The sequence below is a fragment of the Maritimimonas sp. 2210JD6-3 genome (genome assembly GCF_056591795.1).
Genome location: NZ_JBWQOJ010000037.1, coordinates 1 through 16416 on the forward strand (window position 1 = coordinate 1; position 16416 = coordinate 16416).

Here is a 16416-nt window from a genome sequence, read left to right on the forward strand (position 1 = left end):
ATTACTGGGTATTTACTAACCAACCAAAATATTTTATTTATTTTCTTCAAAAGTCTCTGGTTCAATGGACATTGATTTTTGTCTACTTAAAAACTGTTGCTGTAGAGCTTTGATATGTTTCATCATTCTATTCATATTTGAAAATTCGCCCATGAATACAGAATCTTCTTTAAAAAAATCATCAAATTCACTTGGAATATAGTTATCAAAATCTTTAAAATTTTGTTTAAATAAAGACTTCATAGATTGTAAAATACTATCACGCTGTTCTGTAGTAAAGCTTTTTAAATTATCTGAAGCACTGCTGTATGTGTAAATGGAATCGTAACGAATAATGTTGCCGTTTTCATCCACTTCTTTGTTCACTTTCCAATTTCCTTTTGGCGGTTGTACAGCTTGTTTTTCAATATGGTTTTGTGCTATGTCTTTATTGTTATTTTTTTCTTCTGCATTACAACTAACCATTAAAATTATTGTTAAAAAAATAACTCCCAGTGTTTTCATGTTCTTTAAATTTTAAAAATTAAACTTTCGATTATTCCTAATTTAAAGTTCTAAAAATCACTCTAAAAATGGGCGCAAAATGTAATTACAGAAGTTTATATTTCTGAAAGATGAACTTAAAGAACTATTCAATAAAAAATTTCTTGAAACGAACTATCCCCAAGGCAGTCCCGATAGCTATCGGGACATAGAGGTTTTCGCTCGTTTCATTTTGGTCTGATAAGACCAAAACCGAAATTTTATTATTTAGATTCCCGTTTTCACGGGAATGACAATTTCAACGGAAACCCCGATGCAGAGCATCGAGAAATTCTTTTCGATTAAATAATCAACCGAACACCACCCAATTCTGATACTTTATATGGAAACTTATCTCCTGGTGATCCTATAAACATAAAATTAACAGGAATTTCCCATTGTTTAGATAAGTTTTTAATAAGCTTTGGACCGAACGTTCCCTTAATTTTTATGTATTCAATTTTAATTTTTGGATACTCTCTGTCAAGAACTTCCAAATCGCTTTCTAGTCGCGGCGGTACCTTTTCACCATCTTTTAAAACGGTTACTACTTTCAGTTTTTTCGTATGTTCATTTTTTGTGATATATAGCATTACCTTATTCAATGTAGCCACATCATCATCATAAGTAAAAAACACAAACTCTTGAGAATTAATAGTGTCTATTGAATTTAATATAACTTCATTGGTTTTGTCAACAAACCGATCTATAGGTTTAAAAATATACGTAATTGTATTTAACAAAAATTTTAATAATACAGTTCTATTAAGCATTATAGTTACTAATAACAAGGTAGGTAATAAATATTCTAAAAATACTTTAAGATATTTTGGATTCATTATTATATTACCAATAAGAGCAGTTACCACAGCGAATACAGCGATAATTAATCCCAGCCACGATGATTTTTCGGGTCTTGGCAAATGTTTACGTCTTATTTTCAATAAAAAATTACCTAAACCAAATAGCGTCATAACTGATAAAAATGCAATTGTATAAACTCCAGCTAATGCGCCTAATTTACCTTGAGTAATTAATAGTATAGAAACACATAATAAGAAAAATACAATAGGTATTCTATAAGAGCTCCCACGTTTATTCTTTTTTAATAAGTATTGTGGCAATATACGATCTAATGTCATGCGTTCTACCAAACCTTTTACACCAACAAAAGAGGTTAATACAGCACCACTTAATACCAATGCAGCGTCAATAGATATTAAAATTGATAACCATTGACCGCCAGAAATGGCTCCCATATGTGATAATAAGGTTTCTTTATTTTCTGCTACTTCTGGTATAGGAATGAGGGACAATGCTAAAAATGCCATTAATGGATTAAACACACTTACCACAATCCACATATTTCGTAGTGTTTTTTTAAACACACCTTTTTCTTGCTCTTCTACAAAGTTTGCAGAACTTTCAAATCCGCTTATACCCAACATAGCTGCAGAAAACCCAAAAAATAAGGCTATAGTAATACCATCTTTTACAGGATGATTAAAATTAGTCTCTAGTACATTCCAGCCATGCTTGCTTATATAATAAAAACAAGCTACAGAAAGTAAAATCAAAGAAACCATATGGAAGACAAAAATGATAGAAGCTACCAATGAAGACTCACCAATACCAATAATGGTAAGTACCATAAAAAAAGCTAATAAAATAATGGTAGCTATAATGATTGGCCAAGAGTTCCATAAACTGTGTACATAGTGCATACCTTCACTTGCAGAAATAACAGCTGTAGCCATATACGATAGCAAAGTTAATGTTGCGGCTAAAGATGCCGTTGATTTACTTGTAGTGTTTAGAAGTGCATTATAAGCACCACCATTTAAAGGTAGTGCACCAACAACTTCACCATAAATTTTTCTAAATAAAAATAAAACAGCCGCCACAATGAGTAACGAAATCCAGGCGTATTGCCCTGCATACCCTATAGCTAATGCAGACACGTATAAGCACGAAGAACTAATATCATTACCGCAGATGGCTGTAGCGGGAAATTCTTTTAATTTTTTTGACATGGCAGGTTGGTTTATCATTTAATACCATTTCTAATTCTAAATGACTCAATTAAAATGCGCCTTTTCACCTTATATTTCAAAATAAAAATAACCCGTAGCTATGGCTATGACTAATTTTTCTTTTTTATCTAACGCAAAAACTCATCATTTTTCTACTGTGTAATTTAGCATCAGAACTGGTATAAAAAGCCTGTTCTAAAGTACCATTTATATTTAAAGATAAATTAAAACAGGCAAAAAAAGAGATTTTTTAGCTATTGATTAGCCGTTATCGTGATTTTAATCATGTCTGTGACATTTGGTACATTGGTAGAAGTATTTGTTTCTTCTGCTACAACACCATTTTCATCAGCACCTGTATTAGCTGCTGCTTGTCTTGGTGCTTGGTTATTTCCTGCTCCAGCATATTCATCTACTTCAGTACCGGCATCATATAGCTTCACTAAATTGGTAATATCACCAGAAATGGCAGTACCGTTATTAAACAAAGCAATATCATTGGCACCAATAAACCAATCGTTAGATTGTACTAACATAGTTGCAAGTGATAATACATCACCCTCTTTTGCAGAGAAATTAAAACTGTAAGCTCCTCCAGGAAAAATAGGTCCTGGTCCTGAGGCTCCGTCTGGTGTATTAAATACGTTTGCATAACCAGAAGGGTTGCCGTCTTCAGCTAAAGCTTCTAAAGCGCTAGAGGCACTGCTGCCAACTGTATATAAGGCATCATTAATGGCATAGGCTCCAGGTGCAAAAGGTGAGACCAATCCGCTATTATCACTCAATTCGGTAGCTAATGTGTTATTATTGCCGTCTTCCGCTAGTGCTTCTAAGCCTGCAGATGCAGCAGTTCCTGTTTCAAATAATGGTGTTTGCGATGCATTATTTATTACCCATACGCCTGGTGCTAATGGTGTTGTTAAACTTGCCGTATTACTTAAATTATCTATGGTAACTGTAAATTGTGTGCCGCCATCATGCGCTAACGTTACTTTAATAACATCTGTTACATCTGGGTAGGTAAATCCGTCATTAACATCACCAATTAATTTTACAGTACCATTTTCTGTGGTTCCGGTATTTGGTGCTGTTTGTCTTGGTGCCTGGTTTGGCCCAACACCAGGTTCTTCGTTCACCTCGGTACCAGCATCCCATAAGCTTACTTGCGACGTAACATTACCCGTTACGGCATTTCCATTAGTATCATATAATGCAATACCATTTTGGTTTGGTGCATAGAATAAGTCATTCGATTGTACAAGCATGGTAGCAAAACTTAAATAATGTCCTTTGCCAGCATTAAATGTAAACGATTGTGATGTGCCAGGTGGAATACCTTCTGTAGCATTACTGTCAAAAAAAGACTTAGGTGTAAAAACATTTTCTACCGTTACTGTAAAATTAGACATCGCCATTGGTGTAGTATCATCGTCATTACTACAAGACATAAGTCCTGCACAAGCTAGCCCTACAAAGGCAATTTTTTTTAAATACTTTGTGTTAATCATTTTTAAAATTATTGATTTTATACCTACTTCCATTTTAAGTCTGGTTCGGCTTTATTCTGACTTGCACTTTAGGCGCTTTAATTGACTGTTCATTTCATTAAAGTTATTGAATTTACCAGCCTTTAACTTTTACGGATGTAACTTCTCTTTTAACTGTTGAAGTTCTTCTTCTGTTTTTTTTGATTTTCTTTAGCTTCTTTAAGTTTATCTTTAGGGTTACTTGTATGATGATCATAAACATCAAGGGAGAATCGTTTATGGCGATCGTGCTGTCTTTCCCAATTGTTTACATTCATTAAATGCATTTATCATACTTTAATTATTTAAGGTTATTATGTAAACTTCTTAGAGGTAACTAGAGATAACCATTTTAAAAGCTCATGGGGTAATAATACTTTGCATGATACTTACTAAAATGCTCATTGGTTTTCTTTACATGTGTTTCTACTTTTTGTAACCAATCATTGTATTCTTTTTCTAGTTGTTGACCTTCTTTAAAAAGTGCTTTTCCGGGATCATCCTTATCACCTTTTAATTCTGTATCTACGACCTTTAGATTGTCCATATTGCGTTTAAAAGCATTCATCATTACCTTTTCTTTTGAAGCTTTTGGTGTTTCTAATACATATACATCATCTGTAATGAGGTATTCGTGTTTAACAGCTAATTCAGCATTAGCTACAGCTTCTAACAGTTTTTCGGTGTCAATTACTTTGTCTTCTTTGAGATTAGTAGCAATGCTGGTTAATTGTACCAGAGCTTTATCAAAAGCCTTTTTGCTTTTTCCTGTAAGATCTGCACCTTCATTTTTTAAGGCTTCAATACCCTTTTTAATATTAGTAGCAGCTAAATCACTATTATTGCTTGTTATGGCACCAAAGACATCTTGGAAAATAACGTCAGATAAGTTTGGTAAAACCATTTCTGTTGTTTCTTCAATAACTTCATCGTTTGTAGTTGTCTTTTGCTTACATCCATATAAACTTATAACTAACATTATACTGAAAGTTAACATCGCTGTATGTACTACATTGGAGTTTGTTTTTTTTTTCATGATTTCTAAAATTTTTATAATTACAGTACAAAGTTTTTAATTTAGAGTTTAGTAAACAAGGTGTTTGGGCTTGCGGGTATTCAGATTTCAGAAATTTGAACTAGAAACAAATTTTATTACTCTTAACATTGTTCTTTTTGAAATTTGAACAAAACTTTCAACAAAAAATGGTTTAATAACCTTGACTATTGGTGTTGGCGGCACGGGTGGTGGTATTTTAGCTGTTTTAGATTTAATTGATTGCTGTATTGCGCGTGTTGCATTAATATTTAGCGATTAGAGTTGGGTTAGAATAACAGATATCTTTATTGCTTGAGGTATTATTCTATTTTTATAGTAGAAATTGAAAAATCTCATGATAATAGATCGACGTATTGATATAAGATTTGTAGTATTAAGTAATTTTTGAGTTTTTATAAACTTTCGACATTATCCCTTTATACTTCTTAAATGTTTTGGCATACTGGCTACTATCTGTAAAGTATAATTATGCCCCAATTTCAGCATATTTATTAAATACTTTTTCGGAGATGTTAGGCTAACATATCGAGTGTTCATTATTTTCATTATAACAAATTTTTTAAAAAACGTTCAGTAGGGTAGGGTATTTTTCATTATGCCTGTTTCATATATAGTAAACCGATTTTTAAAACAATAAAAAAGAAAACAATAAAAAAGAAAATTATGAAGTCAGCAAAAATTTATAGGTTATTATTAGCTCTATTTGTAGTTTCACTAGCATTTAATGCATGTAGCAAAGATGACGATGGTATGATGCTTAATCAACAGCAGTCTAATAATGAAAACACGAATAGTGGAAATCCAAATAATCAAGAAGGTAATTCAGAAAATGGAAATCAAGATCCGAACAACCAAGGAAACGATTCCGACAATGAACAAGGCGAAAGTTCAGGAGAAATTACTGCATACCGTGTAAATGGAGATAATATTGAGAAAATCAAGGATTATGAAGTAACAGGTAAAGATTTAGAATATCAAAAAGATGTTGCAAAGCATCAAGAAATGTGGGGGTTGGTAAAAAAGATAGTGCCACCTAGCCATAGAAAATTTTTGGATGAGTTTATAATTGTTAACGGAGAAAAAAGCGGTGATGCAGGATTCGCGGGAGCCTCCAAAGATGATTTAACGAAGTTTGTTCTGGGGCTTTCCATAAGTATAGTGGATCAAGATGGTATAGATGGTCTACAATATGTTACTATACATGAGTTCGGGCATGTTCTATCGCTTAACAACACTCAGCTTGACCCTAATATTAGTGCAGATGCGTGTACCAATTACGCTCCACCTGAAGGCTGTGCCAATAAAGAATCGCATATAAACAAACTATATCAAGGGTTCTGGGCAGATATTTGGAGTGAATTTACAACAACAACAGATGCTAGAGCATTTTATAATAAATATAAAGACAGGTTTGTCAGTGAATATGCATCTACCGTTCCTGGAGAGGATATAGCAGAAGTCTTTGCCAGTTTTATATACGAAGATAAACCCTCTGGATCTACTACCAAAGCGCAGGAAAAAATACTTTTAATGCACGATAGCAGCGAGTTGACGGAGATACGTAGATATATTAGAAGTAATTTGGGCTTAAATGCTAAAAGTAATTCATTGTCTAAACTCCAAAAACAGAGAAGTGCTTTTAAAAATAAAAGTTGTAGTTTAAAACATTAATAATTAGAAGGCTGCCTGAAAAGGCAGCTTTTTTTTTGCTATTGATTGAGTTAGTTATTAACTTTAAGGATGCATAAAAAAGTAGTTTTTAAAGCTTACCATCAAGACTAATGGAAGATTCAGAAATATTAGATACGATTATGTTGGTCTCAGAAGCTTTAGAGAAAATAGACATTACCTAATTTATGCGAAAACGGATAGGGATGATATACCTTGAAGTGCTAGAAAGTTTCCGTAAAGAACTCCGAAAAAAAATGGCTATACTAGTATTGCCACGAGTAATAAAACTCAGAATTGACAGAAGAGCTATTAGAAGCTAATGTGGTGAACTAGGTAGGTTTTGAAAGAAAATTTCTAACCAATCCAAATTGTTCAGATCGGGTAAAACAAAATGTATTTTACGAAATAACGATACCTATACTTTAATTTTGACGGTGGTGATGCTAGAGGATATACAGATTATCCTTATTTAAAAAAGTAAAATCATAACATTACTTTATAATACTATAAACATTTGTAAGCCTAACAAGTGCATGAAAGCCTCAAAATGATGTAATTTTGCAGTACACATTTCTGAAAAAGGTAAACAACAATAGTTACAATAAATTAAATAATTATAGTAAAAGTTTAACCTTTAAATAGAACTAAAACATATTAAACATGAAACCATTAAATAGCATAGGTTTAGACAATGCAAAAGCAAAAGAATTGGCAGAATTATTAAATGATTTATTGGCAAATTACTCTATTTTTTACCAAAATGCAAGAGGTTTTCACTGGAATATTAAAGGTGATAAGTTTTTTGAATTACACGTTAAATTTGAAGAGTTATATAATGATCTTTTTGTAAAGATTGATGACATAGCAGAGAGAATACTCACGTTAGGTTACCGTCCAAATCATCAATTTACCAGCTACCTAAAAAGTTCTGAAATTAAAGAAGCGACTGAGGTAAGTAGTGGTAAAAATTGTGTAGCGCAAATTTTAGAAACCTTTAAAACGTTATTGATAAAGCAACGCAATATTTTAGACTTATCTTCAGAAATTGATGATGAAGGCACTAATGCATTGATGAGTGATTATATTAGAGAGCAAGAAAAATTAGTTTGGATGTACAGTTCTTTTTTAGATGATTAATAATTTCATCTAAAAAAATGATTGTCTTGTTGTAATGAGTGAGTCATAAAAAGGTATTTGTTAACCTGAGCTTGTTTCAAGTTCTCATTATAAATGCTTGATTTGTTGAGTGATGAGATTCTGAAATAAATTCGGAATGATGTTTTAAAATATAATGTATGACATAAATTGATATGCAAAAAAAATCGATAAAATTAAAGCTTTTTAATCGAAAAGAATTCCCCGCATGCTTGCATCAGGGTATCCGTTGAAATTGTCATTCCCGTGAAAACGGGAATCTAAATAATAGGATTTTGGTTTTTGACCCTGAGGTCAAAATGAAACTGGCGAAATACCCCTGTGGCTTGCTCTGGGGATAGTTGGTTTCAAGAAATTCTTTATTCGCGTAATGCTAAAAAGTTAACATAAGTTTATCAAATAAATTAGGAGACTACAAGTTATTTGAAATTATACTAAAAAGAACTTTTATAAAAATTCTTTAGCAAATGTTTCATAATACTCCAACGTTTCTTTTATATCTTTTAGTGTTGTTCTAGGTTTTAAACAAACAGATAAAATTCTCTTTATTTATAAAGCATGATAAATAAATCAGAAACCTTGGTGTTAGTAAGGCTTCTGATTTATTATAATTATTTTTTTATCATAAAAATTAAACTAATTTCTCTGCCGTAGGAAAATCAATAGGTACTTGTGTTGTTTTGTGTACATAGTTGGTAATTGTTTTATCACCAACCAATACAATGGTATCAATTAGATTTTCTTTAGTCCATCCTGCATTAAAGAAATTATCTACAACAGCCGGGGTGGCTGCACCTCTATTTTCGGTAATATTTTTTGCCAGTTTTGCCAAAGCATCAAGTTTAGAGTTAAAAGGAGCTTCCCCTGCACGCAATGCCAAAATTTGTTCTGATGTATAACCATTCATTCCAGCAATAGCTGTATGGGCAGCAAGGCAATATAGGCATTGGTTTACTTCACTAACGGCCAAGTTCACCACTTCTTTTTCTTTGTTGTTCAATGATGTAGGCGCATTAGAGAGATCTAGATAATTTTTAAGTGCATTTTCGCTATAAGCATACGTTGCATAAATATTGGGTACAAAACCTACTGCTTTTTCTAGGCTATTAAAAATTTCGCGATTCTGCTCACTTACATTTTCTTTTGTTGGTACATTAAATGTGCTCATGTTTTCTAATTTTATTTTGTTAAACATTTCTTTCTTTAAGGAACTTTGTTGTTTACCTTTTTATATAGTACAAAGATGTTGTGAAAATAGTGGTGATAGAATATCCTTTTTTCCCTAAGGATAGTCAATTGTTCCTTAACATTCGTTTTTATATTGATCTTGTCGTATGATAACTGCTCTGAACGAATAGATGATAAGAATACATACAGCTAAAATAACAGACACTTTACCTGCAATTGGTATAGTAAATGTCATGGTAAGTTGAGTCGTGCTATCAGATAAAAGCCCTGAAACTACAAAATTAGCTACCGATAGGTATTAAAAACTATAGCACCTTAAAAAGTTTTAATTTACGCTCTATAGGTTTAGGGTTTGCCATGTCTATAATTAATTAGCGTATTTTCCTACTTAAATCTATCATGATGCCTAATATTGATTTTTCCTTAAATAACACTAATTTATCCATACCTTTATTAACCTTAAAAAGTTCTTTACAGAGTATATGGTTACACATTATTCAGATGCTATTTAACCATGATTTTTCTTTACTATAATTTATGAAAAAGTAGAATTAAGCATATACAAGCTACACGCCTTCATAGTGTACATAACCCAACTTACGTTCTGTTTTTTCACCTATAAAAAGCTGCAATTGTTGGCTATAGGATGCTCTTATGGTATCAAAAAGAAAATCAAAAAATGGGATATAAGATGCCTTATTTTTATTTTCAACCTTAAACTCCTTTTTATTATTAGCATAGCGTACATAATATTGTCCAGTAGTATTTCTGCGAATCATTAAATGTACCAAGATTAATTCTATGGGCAGCGTTTCTGGAGCTTTACAAACGGTAAGTCCAAAACCAAAATGCCAGAAACGATCTTCTCTTAGCGTCAAAGCATGTATGAGTTCAGGTTGTACTAAATGAAAATTATTTTGGTTATCAATTTTATAAAGTGAAAATTGATTTTCTGGAACTTGGTAATAGGCTTTTAGTTCTTTAACAATAGTTACGGCCATCATGTGGCAGTCTAATCTATATGCTTCAAAACTTTCTTGAGCAGCACCGTAAGCATTGCATAATTCATGAAATTTAGTACTTTCCATTTTTTTAAACCTTGTTACTTAGTTGACGGGAAATTATTTAAATCCTAACAAAACCTAAAGCTATTTTTTTTAATAGTGGTGTTTTAATTGTAATAAATTAGTTTGCGCTTAATTTCTTTTTTCTAAACTCGGTAGGATTGGTACCCTCATTTTTTTTGAAAAATTTTGAAAAATGACTTGCCTCCTTATACCCTAATTCATAAGCTATTTGTTCTGATGTCTTGTCTGAAAACAATAATAAACGCTTAGCTTCTAATAAAATACGTTCGTTGATAACTTGTAGAGGTGTTTTATTATTGTACTTGCCAAACAAATTAGAAAGTGTTTTAGGTGATTTAAAAAGAATTTCAGCATAATCACTTACTTGGTGCTTTTCACGAAAGTGCTGTTCTACCAAGATATTGAACTTTCTCATCACATCAAGTTGGTTGTTGTGTATTTCGGGCGGTGACAGTGCACTCTTGGCTAATCTGCGAGACGTAATAAGCAAGCGTTTTAATAGTGTGCGTAGCATTTCACCTTGAATAGTATCCTTAGTTTTAAACTCTTCTTTAAATAAGTGGAGCATTGCTGTAAAACTATCTATATGTTCATTAGAAAGTGTAATTATAGGTGGGTGCGAGGAGCCAAAAAATAAAAACCCATTGCAGGAAACTTCTGCATCATGATCTCTAATACAATAAAATTCGCGGTTAAATACGAAAGATATTAATCCTTCTGTAGTTTCAATAACCTTCATATTATTAAGGGGTGTGCAAAAAATAACTTCGTTTTTATTCAAGATTTGCTGGTAGCCATCTATCATAAATTTCACAGCGTTATCCCTACACCAAATTATTTTGTACAAGCCTTTGTCTTTTAGTAACTCTTGAGAAGGTTTGCAATTAAAGTCAGTAATAATAAAGATACTTTCATATTTTGCACTACAGTATTCTAATTTCATACCCAAATAAACAAAAAATACTGCTCTTTGGAAAAATGTATAATCATAAAGGAAAAATGATTAAGGACTTAAATCTACATACTCTATACTTTTGCTTTAATATTAACCTTAAAACAGGAAATTTATGAATACAGGAAATTTAATAATTAGAATAGGTTTCGGACTCCTTTTTGTTTGGGGAGGCCTTGAAAAATTTATTGAAGGCTTTTTAGGAGGTGTAGGGTTACAAAATATGGCCGATTTTTTAAAGAGTAGTGGTCTTGCTTTTTTAGGCGACTCGGGTACTTATGCTTTGGGAGCTATCTTGGCTTTGTTAGAGCTTGTGGCTGGAGTTTTGTTGCTCATTAATAAACAACTTTTTTATAGTTATGCATTTTTAGCCTTTATTATGTTTATGGCACTTGTATTAGTGCATATTCCTTCAGGAAATTGGATGAACATCATGATTCATATTGCATTGTTAACCACACTTACTGGTTTAGCAATAAATGAAAGACAGGCTTAACAAAATTATTGTTTATATAAATGAGTTCTATTATAGGGTTTCTTATATTTAAGTAACCCTATATTTTTATGTGATTGCAACTATTTTATACTATAAGCTTTGGTTAATGATACGTTTATCATAAGAAATTATTTTGCTGTCCATAATCCTTAGATGTTATAATTTATATCCTTAGAAATTTTGATAAGGTGGCATGCATTGTTGGAATATAAGTTTAACACAATTTCATAATCGTGTATTTGGAAAAATATTTACTGATAGAGGTTGTATTATAAAAGAGCTTTTTGAACAACTTTTTGTTGATGGAATATATCTAGTTACCAAGATTAGAAAGAACTTTTATAAAATTCTTTAGCAAATGTTTCACAATACTCCAATGTTTCTTTTACATCTTCTAGTGTCGTTCTGGGGTTTATTAAACACATACGGAGTACCACTTTTCCTTGTAAAATAGTAGTTACCAAAACAGCTTCTCTTGAGTTTGTTATGGCTTCAGATATTTTTTGATTTAATTTATCAATTTCAGATTCTGATAGTGATAGTTTTATTGGATTATATCTAAAATTTATAATACCTATCGTTGCTGGTGACACTACTTCCCATAAAGGACTTTTACGCAGTAAAGCTTCAACTTTTTCAGCTAAATCAATATTATAGTTTACAGCTTTTTTAAACGCATCTAATCCAAAAGTTTTAATGGACATGTAGAGTTTTAATGCTCTAAAACGACGTGTTAATTGTATGCCGTGATCGTAGAAATTAATTTCTGAAGTATTGCCTTCAATATCTTTTAAATACTCAGGGTTTTCGCTAAAAGTAGTGCTAAGCCATTTATGATTTCTTACTAATAGACAACCCATTTCATAAGGTTGAAACATCCATTTATGAGGATCGATAGTTAAAGAATCTGCTTTTTCAATACCTTTTAAAGCTTTTTTCCCTTTATCGGCTAAAATAGCAGCACCTCCGTAGGCACCATCAATGTGATACCACAAATCTTCATCTTTACAAATTTTGGCTATGTCTTGTAATGGATCTATAGTACCCGTATTTGTAGTTCCCGCCGATGCGATTACACAAAATGGCTGAAAGCCTTCAAGCCTATCTTTAGCAATAGCATTCTTTAACTTGTTAAGAATCATCTTAAAATCAAAATCGGTAGGAATGATTCGTACTTGTTCTTTGGTAAATCCTAATATTCTAATGGCTTTTATATTAGAAGAATGTGCTTGATCAGATAAATAAATTACTGCCTTATTAGAGTGTTCACCAATTTTTTGTTTTCTGGCTGTTGCTAAGGCGGTTAAATTAGCCATTGAACCTCCACTGGTAAAAATACCGCCACCTTTTTTTGTAGGAAATTTAAATAGTTTTAATAACCAACCTATAGTAACTATCTCTAATTGTGCAGCAGATGGAGAACCTGCCCAACTACCTGAAAACACATTAAATCCCGTTGCTAAAGTATCTGCAATCGTACTTATATAGTTGCTTGGCCCAGGTACAAACGAGTAAAATTTAGGATGCGTTACGATGTTGCTATAAGGTAATACGTTTTCTTTTACAAAATCTAGCACTTCTTCAAACTGCGTTGGTTTTTCTGGTGCTTCTATAGCGAAAAGAGCATCCATTTCATGGCGATTGGCCATTGCTGCAATAGGCTTCTTTTTATTTTGAGTATCAAAATGCTCTACAATAGCATCTATCACCTTATACCCATAATCTTTCATTTCATCTTTAGATAAGGATAATTGTGCTGCTTTCATAGTAATTTCTTTCTAGTTTTAGTTACTTCTGTTTTATTAATTATTTAATACTGCCTTCTTCAAACTTTACATAGGTACATTAGCACAAATACTAGGGCCATTTTTTTCATTAAAATTAAAAAGCACAAAGAAACTAAATAAAAGAAGAGCAGTAAAATTACATTCCTAATTATTTCTATAGAATAAATGTTTTATTTAAAAGATTTGTATTATTAAAAATAAATTGGCAATATTTGTAACAACGATGAAAAATATAATTATTAATACTATTATTATTAGCATTATTGCAAGTCAATAATGTGGGATGGTATTATAAAAACTTATATAACTTGAAAAGCCTTCCCTAAAAAATACGGAAGGCTTTTCTTTTTTAACATGATTAAACAAAATATAATAATTACCATTATTGTCATTATTAGCTCATACCAGAGTTGATACAGATAGTTAATGGATAAAACCTTAAAGCCTGTATCAATATTTAGATGCAGGCTTTTTTTATGAATTAATTTAAACAACATGTATTACCACACACAAAGTATCGTTTTTTATAACGGTAAATTTTTAAGAGCTACAGATGTAAATGCAAATATATATGGGCAAACATTACATTATGGAAATGGCGTTTTTGAAGGCATACGTGCTTATAATACCGATGATGGCACCAAAATATTTAAAGCTAAAGAACATTACGAGCGCCTCATTTTAGGAACCAAAGTCATGAGCATTAATTTTAACTATACTATTGAAGAGCTTACAGAAATTACCTATAAACTGCTTAAAAAAAACAAACTAAAAGATGCCTACATAAGGCCAATTGTAACAACAGGAGCTAACATGTCTTTAAAAACGTCGCCTACTAGCAATTTGGTTATACAATGTTGGGAATGGGGACGTTACATGGGCGATAATTTATTACGAGTTATGACTTCTAGTTTTCAACGCCCCAACCCAAAATCTTGTTTTGTAGAAGCTAAAGTTACTGGGCACTATGTAAACTCAATTTTATCGACTAATGAAGCCAAAGCAAAAGGGTTTGACGAAGCTTTATTATTAGATATGAATGAAAACGTAGCTGAATGCTCTGGAGCCAATGTATTTATGGAAAAAAACGGGAAACTCTTTACGCCACCTAGAGGGCATATTATGGCTGGAATCACAAGAAATACAGTAATCGATTTATGTAAAGAAGAAGGTATTTATATTGAAGAACGCCATTTTACACTCGAAGAACTCAAACAAGCAGATAGCGTCTTTTTTACAGGTACTGCAGCAGAAGTGGTAGGATTACAATTATTAGATGATTATAAGTTTCCATTGCAATGGGAAAAATCACTCGGTTATAAATTAATGCACCTTTACAAAGAGTTCGTATTAGAGAAACATAAATTACAATCAGTATAATAACACATACCTTAATTTGACATGAATACAGTAAAAACATATACAGTCACAATCTATTCAGAAAATAGTGTAGGATTATTAAATCGTATTTCTGGTATTTTTCAACGAAGACACATTAATATAGAGAGTATTAATTCTTCAGTTTCAGAGATAGCTAATGTTACCAAATGGGCTATCGTGGTAAACATTACTGAAGAACAGATAAGAAAAATTATTTTACAAATAGAAAAACAGATAGAGGTTATAAAAGCGTTTTATCATACCGATGATGAGATTATTTATCAAGAATCGGCAATGTTTAAACTCCAAACCCACTTGTTTTTTGATAACGATGTTATTCAAGAAAAAGTAAAAGAAAGTAATGCGCGTATTGTAAGTGTCAATCAAAAATTTGTTGTTCTTGAAAAATCGGGAACCAACGAAGAAATAACCGAACTCTATAATTTTTTTCATGAGTTTGAGATTATGCAATTTACCCGTTCAGGAAGGATTATTATTTCTAAAGAACCTATGGAAGTCTCAACACTATTAAACCAATAGTTAAATTATTATCATAACGTGTGACTTAAATTATAGTAAGCATTTTAAATTAGAGTTATGAAACACTGTCCTTCATGCAAATCTACCTCTCGAGATAGAATTAAGAGAAAAAGACTTCATCGATTGATTCTTAAAAGTAGGGCATATAGCTGTAATGAATGTAATACACAGTATCTTTGGATATCACTGATAAATAAATACTTTAAAATTGGGAAGCGATTGAGTAGTTATTAAGTTATAAATTAGATTATGTATGCATTTAACATTATTATAAGCAACAAAAATCCCAAGTATGCCTCCTTTGAAGGAGATTGTAGTGGTTATGTATATCTACTCGAAAAAACAGGACAGGTTTTTAAACGCAACCACATGGTAATAAAAAATGGAAATACGATTACCATCCCTGTGATTTGTCCAGAAAAAGAAGCTATTTCAAGACAAAACAGCACACAATATACAAGAGAATTATCGGCTAAAATAGAAGAAAGTGCCAACACTAAAATAGAGCTACAATTCTTGGGTTTAGATGTAGATTATCCAAATTATAAACTTCCTCAAAATTCTAGTTATTATATTTTACATATTGGGGGCAGCTCACCTTTAATTTGTGGTGACACCTTAAAAGGAGTGCCTTTGTATAGAATACCATATACAGCTAAAAATGGTATGGACTATGATAATATTAACTTTTGGCAAAATGATTATGAGAGTTTGCATAAGTTATGGTTGGGTGAATATGAAGACTTTGCTTTAAAGGAATTACAAGACGTACATTCAAAAATTAACAAAATAGGGAGGAATTTATGTAAGCATATTGAAGAACTTACAAGCATACCTACCTACTATTTTTTATTTAACCATCGTAAGATAACCAAAGAAGAAGACGAATTTAGAAAGTGCCCTTTAACAGGAAATGATTGGTATATCAAAGGAAAAACCTATAACGATTTTATAGCTTTTAAATGTGATGAAAGCAGATTGGTATCTGAATTATCGACTTACCATATTTAAGAGACTGTTT

General features: G+C 31.7%; 15 protein-coding genes and 1 pseudogene. 7 read left to right on the top strand and 9 right to left on the bottom strand.

Annotated features, from left to right (window positions below; all coding sequences use genetic code 11):
- Window positions 1-33: 33 nt before the first annotated feature.
- From AC1EUY_RS13135 to AC1EUY_RS13155, 5 genes are all read right to left on the bottom strand, one after another.
- Window positions 34-504, bottom strand: a complete 471-nt coding sequence (locus AC1EUY_RS13135; protein ID WP_480196003.1) for a hypothetical protein — start codon at window positions 502-504, stop codon at window positions 34-36.
- A 320-nt stretch (window positions 505-824) separates the two neighbouring features.
- On the bottom strand, window positions 825-2555 hold the full coding sequence (locus tag AC1EUY_RS13140) for an APC family permease (RefSeq protein WP_480196004.1): 1731 nt from the start codon (window positions 2553-2555) through the stop codon (window positions 825-827).
- A gap of 254 nt (window positions 2556-2809) precedes the next feature.
- Window positions 2810-4096, bottom strand: a complete 1287-nt coding sequence (locus AC1EUY_RS13145) for a spondin domain-containing protein (RefSeq protein WP_480196005.1) — start codon at window positions 4094-4096, stop codon at window positions 2810-2812.
- A gap of 116 nt (window positions 4097-4212) precedes the next feature.
- Window positions 4213-4359: a hypothetical protein gene (locus AC1EUY_RS13150; RefSeq protein WP_480196006.1), complete on the bottom strand. Its 147-nt coding sequence runs from the start codon at window positions 4357-4359 to the stop codon at window positions 4213-4215.
- A 74-nt stretch (window positions 4360-4433) separates the two neighbouring features.
- Window positions 4434-5117: a hypothetical protein gene (locus AC1EUY_RS13155; protein WP_480196007.1), complete on the bottom strand. Its 684-nt coding sequence runs from the start codon at window positions 5115-5117 to the stop codon at window positions 4434-4436.
- A gap of 684 nt (window positions 5118-5801) precedes the next feature.
- Between AC1EUY_RS13155 and AC1EUY_RS13160 the strand changes: the two genes are divergently transcribed.
- Together AC1EUY_RS13160 and AC1EUY_RS13165 are read left to right on the top strand one after the other, a co-directional pair.
- Window positions 5802-6809 carry a hypothetical protein gene (locus AC1EUY_RS13160; protein WP_480196008.1) on the top strand — a complete coding sequence of 336 codons (1008 nt, stop codon included), beginning with the start codon at window positions 5802-5804 and terminating at the stop codon, window positions 6807-6809.
- 660 nt (window positions 6810-7469) lie between these two features.
- Window positions 7470-7946 carry a Dps family protein gene (locus tag AC1EUY_RS13165; protein ID WP_480196009.1) on the top strand — a complete coding sequence of 159 codons (477 nt, stop codon included), beginning with the start codon at window positions 7470-7472 and terminating at the stop codon, window positions 7944-7946.
- A gap of 649 nt (window positions 7947-8595) precedes the next feature.
- On the opposite strand, the gene AC1EUY_RS13170 is transcribed toward AC1EUY_RS13165, so the two are convergent.
- From AC1EUY_RS13170 to AC1EUY_RS13180, 3 genes are all read right to left on the bottom strand, one after another.
- Window positions 8596-9132 (bottom strand): carboxymuconolactone decarboxylase family protein, encoded by a 537-nt coding sequence (locus tag AC1EUY_RS13170; protein WP_480196010.1) that lies wholly within the window; start codon window positions 9130-9132, stop codon window positions 8596-8598.
- Between the two features lie 586 nt (window positions 9133-9718).
- The gene (locus AC1EUY_RS13175; protein ID WP_480196011.1) at window positions 9719-10240 is read right to left on the bottom strand and encodes a hypothetical protein; all 522 of its coding nucleotides are present in this window, start codon (window positions 10238-10240) and stop codon (window positions 9719-9721) included.
- A 97-nt stretch (window positions 10241-10337) separates the two neighbouring features.
- A complete protein-coding gene (locus AC1EUY_RS13180) occupies window positions 10338-11183 on the bottom strand; it encodes a helix-turn-helix domain-containing protein (RefSeq protein WP_480196012.1) in 846 nt (281 codons plus the stop codon).
- A 124-nt stretch (window positions 11184-11307) separates the two neighbouring features.
- On the opposite strand from AC1EUY_RS13180, the gene AC1EUY_RS13185 reads away from it, so the two are divergent.
- Together AC1EUY_RS13185 and AC1EUY_RS13190 are read left to right on the top strand one after the other, a co-directional pair.
- Window positions 11308-11688: a DoxX family protein gene (locus tag AC1EUY_RS13185; protein ID WP_480196013.1), complete on the top strand. Its 381-nt coding sequence runs from the start codon at window positions 11308-11310 to the stop codon at window positions 11686-11688.
- Window positions 11689-11911: 223 nt separating this feature from the next.
- Window positions 11912-12040 (top strand): annotated as a pseudogene (locus AC1EUY_RS13190) (transposase); the annotation flags it as partial.
- Here the strand turns inward: AC1EUY_RS13190 and AC1EUY_RS13195 are convergent.
- Entirely contained in the window at window positions 12015-13454 is a 1440-nt protein-coding gene (locus AC1EUY_RS13195; RefSeq protein ID WP_480196014.1) for a pyridoxal phosphate-dependent decarboxylase family protein, read from the bottom strand. The pseudogene AC1EUY_RS13190 and the gene AC1EUY_RS13195 overlap by 26 nt on opposite strands.
- A gap of 516 nt (window positions 13455-13970) precedes the next feature.
- Between AC1EUY_RS13195 and AC1EUY_RS13200 the strand changes: the two genes are divergently transcribed.
- From AC1EUY_RS13200 to AC1EUY_RS13210, 3 genes are all read left to right on the top strand, one after another.
- Window positions 13971-14855, top strand: a complete 885-nt coding sequence (locus tag AC1EUY_RS13200; protein WP_480196015.1) for a branched-chain amino acid transaminase — start codon at window positions 13971-13973, stop codon at window positions 14853-14855.
- Window positions 14856-14876: 21 nt separating this feature from the next.
- Window positions 14877-15395: an acetolactate synthase small subunit gene (gene ilvN / locus AC1EUY_RS13205; protein WP_480196016.1), complete on the top strand. Its 519-nt coding sequence runs from the start codon at window positions 14877-14879 to the stop codon at window positions 15393-15395.
- Between the two features lie 249 nt (window positions 15396-15644).
- A complete protein-coding gene (locus AC1EUY_RS13210) occupies window positions 15645-16406 on the top strand; it encodes a DUF2310 family Zn-ribbon-containing protein (RefSeq protein WP_480196017.1) in 762 nt (253 codons plus the stop codon).
- The last annotated feature ends 10 nt before the right edge of the window (window positions 16407-16416 follow it).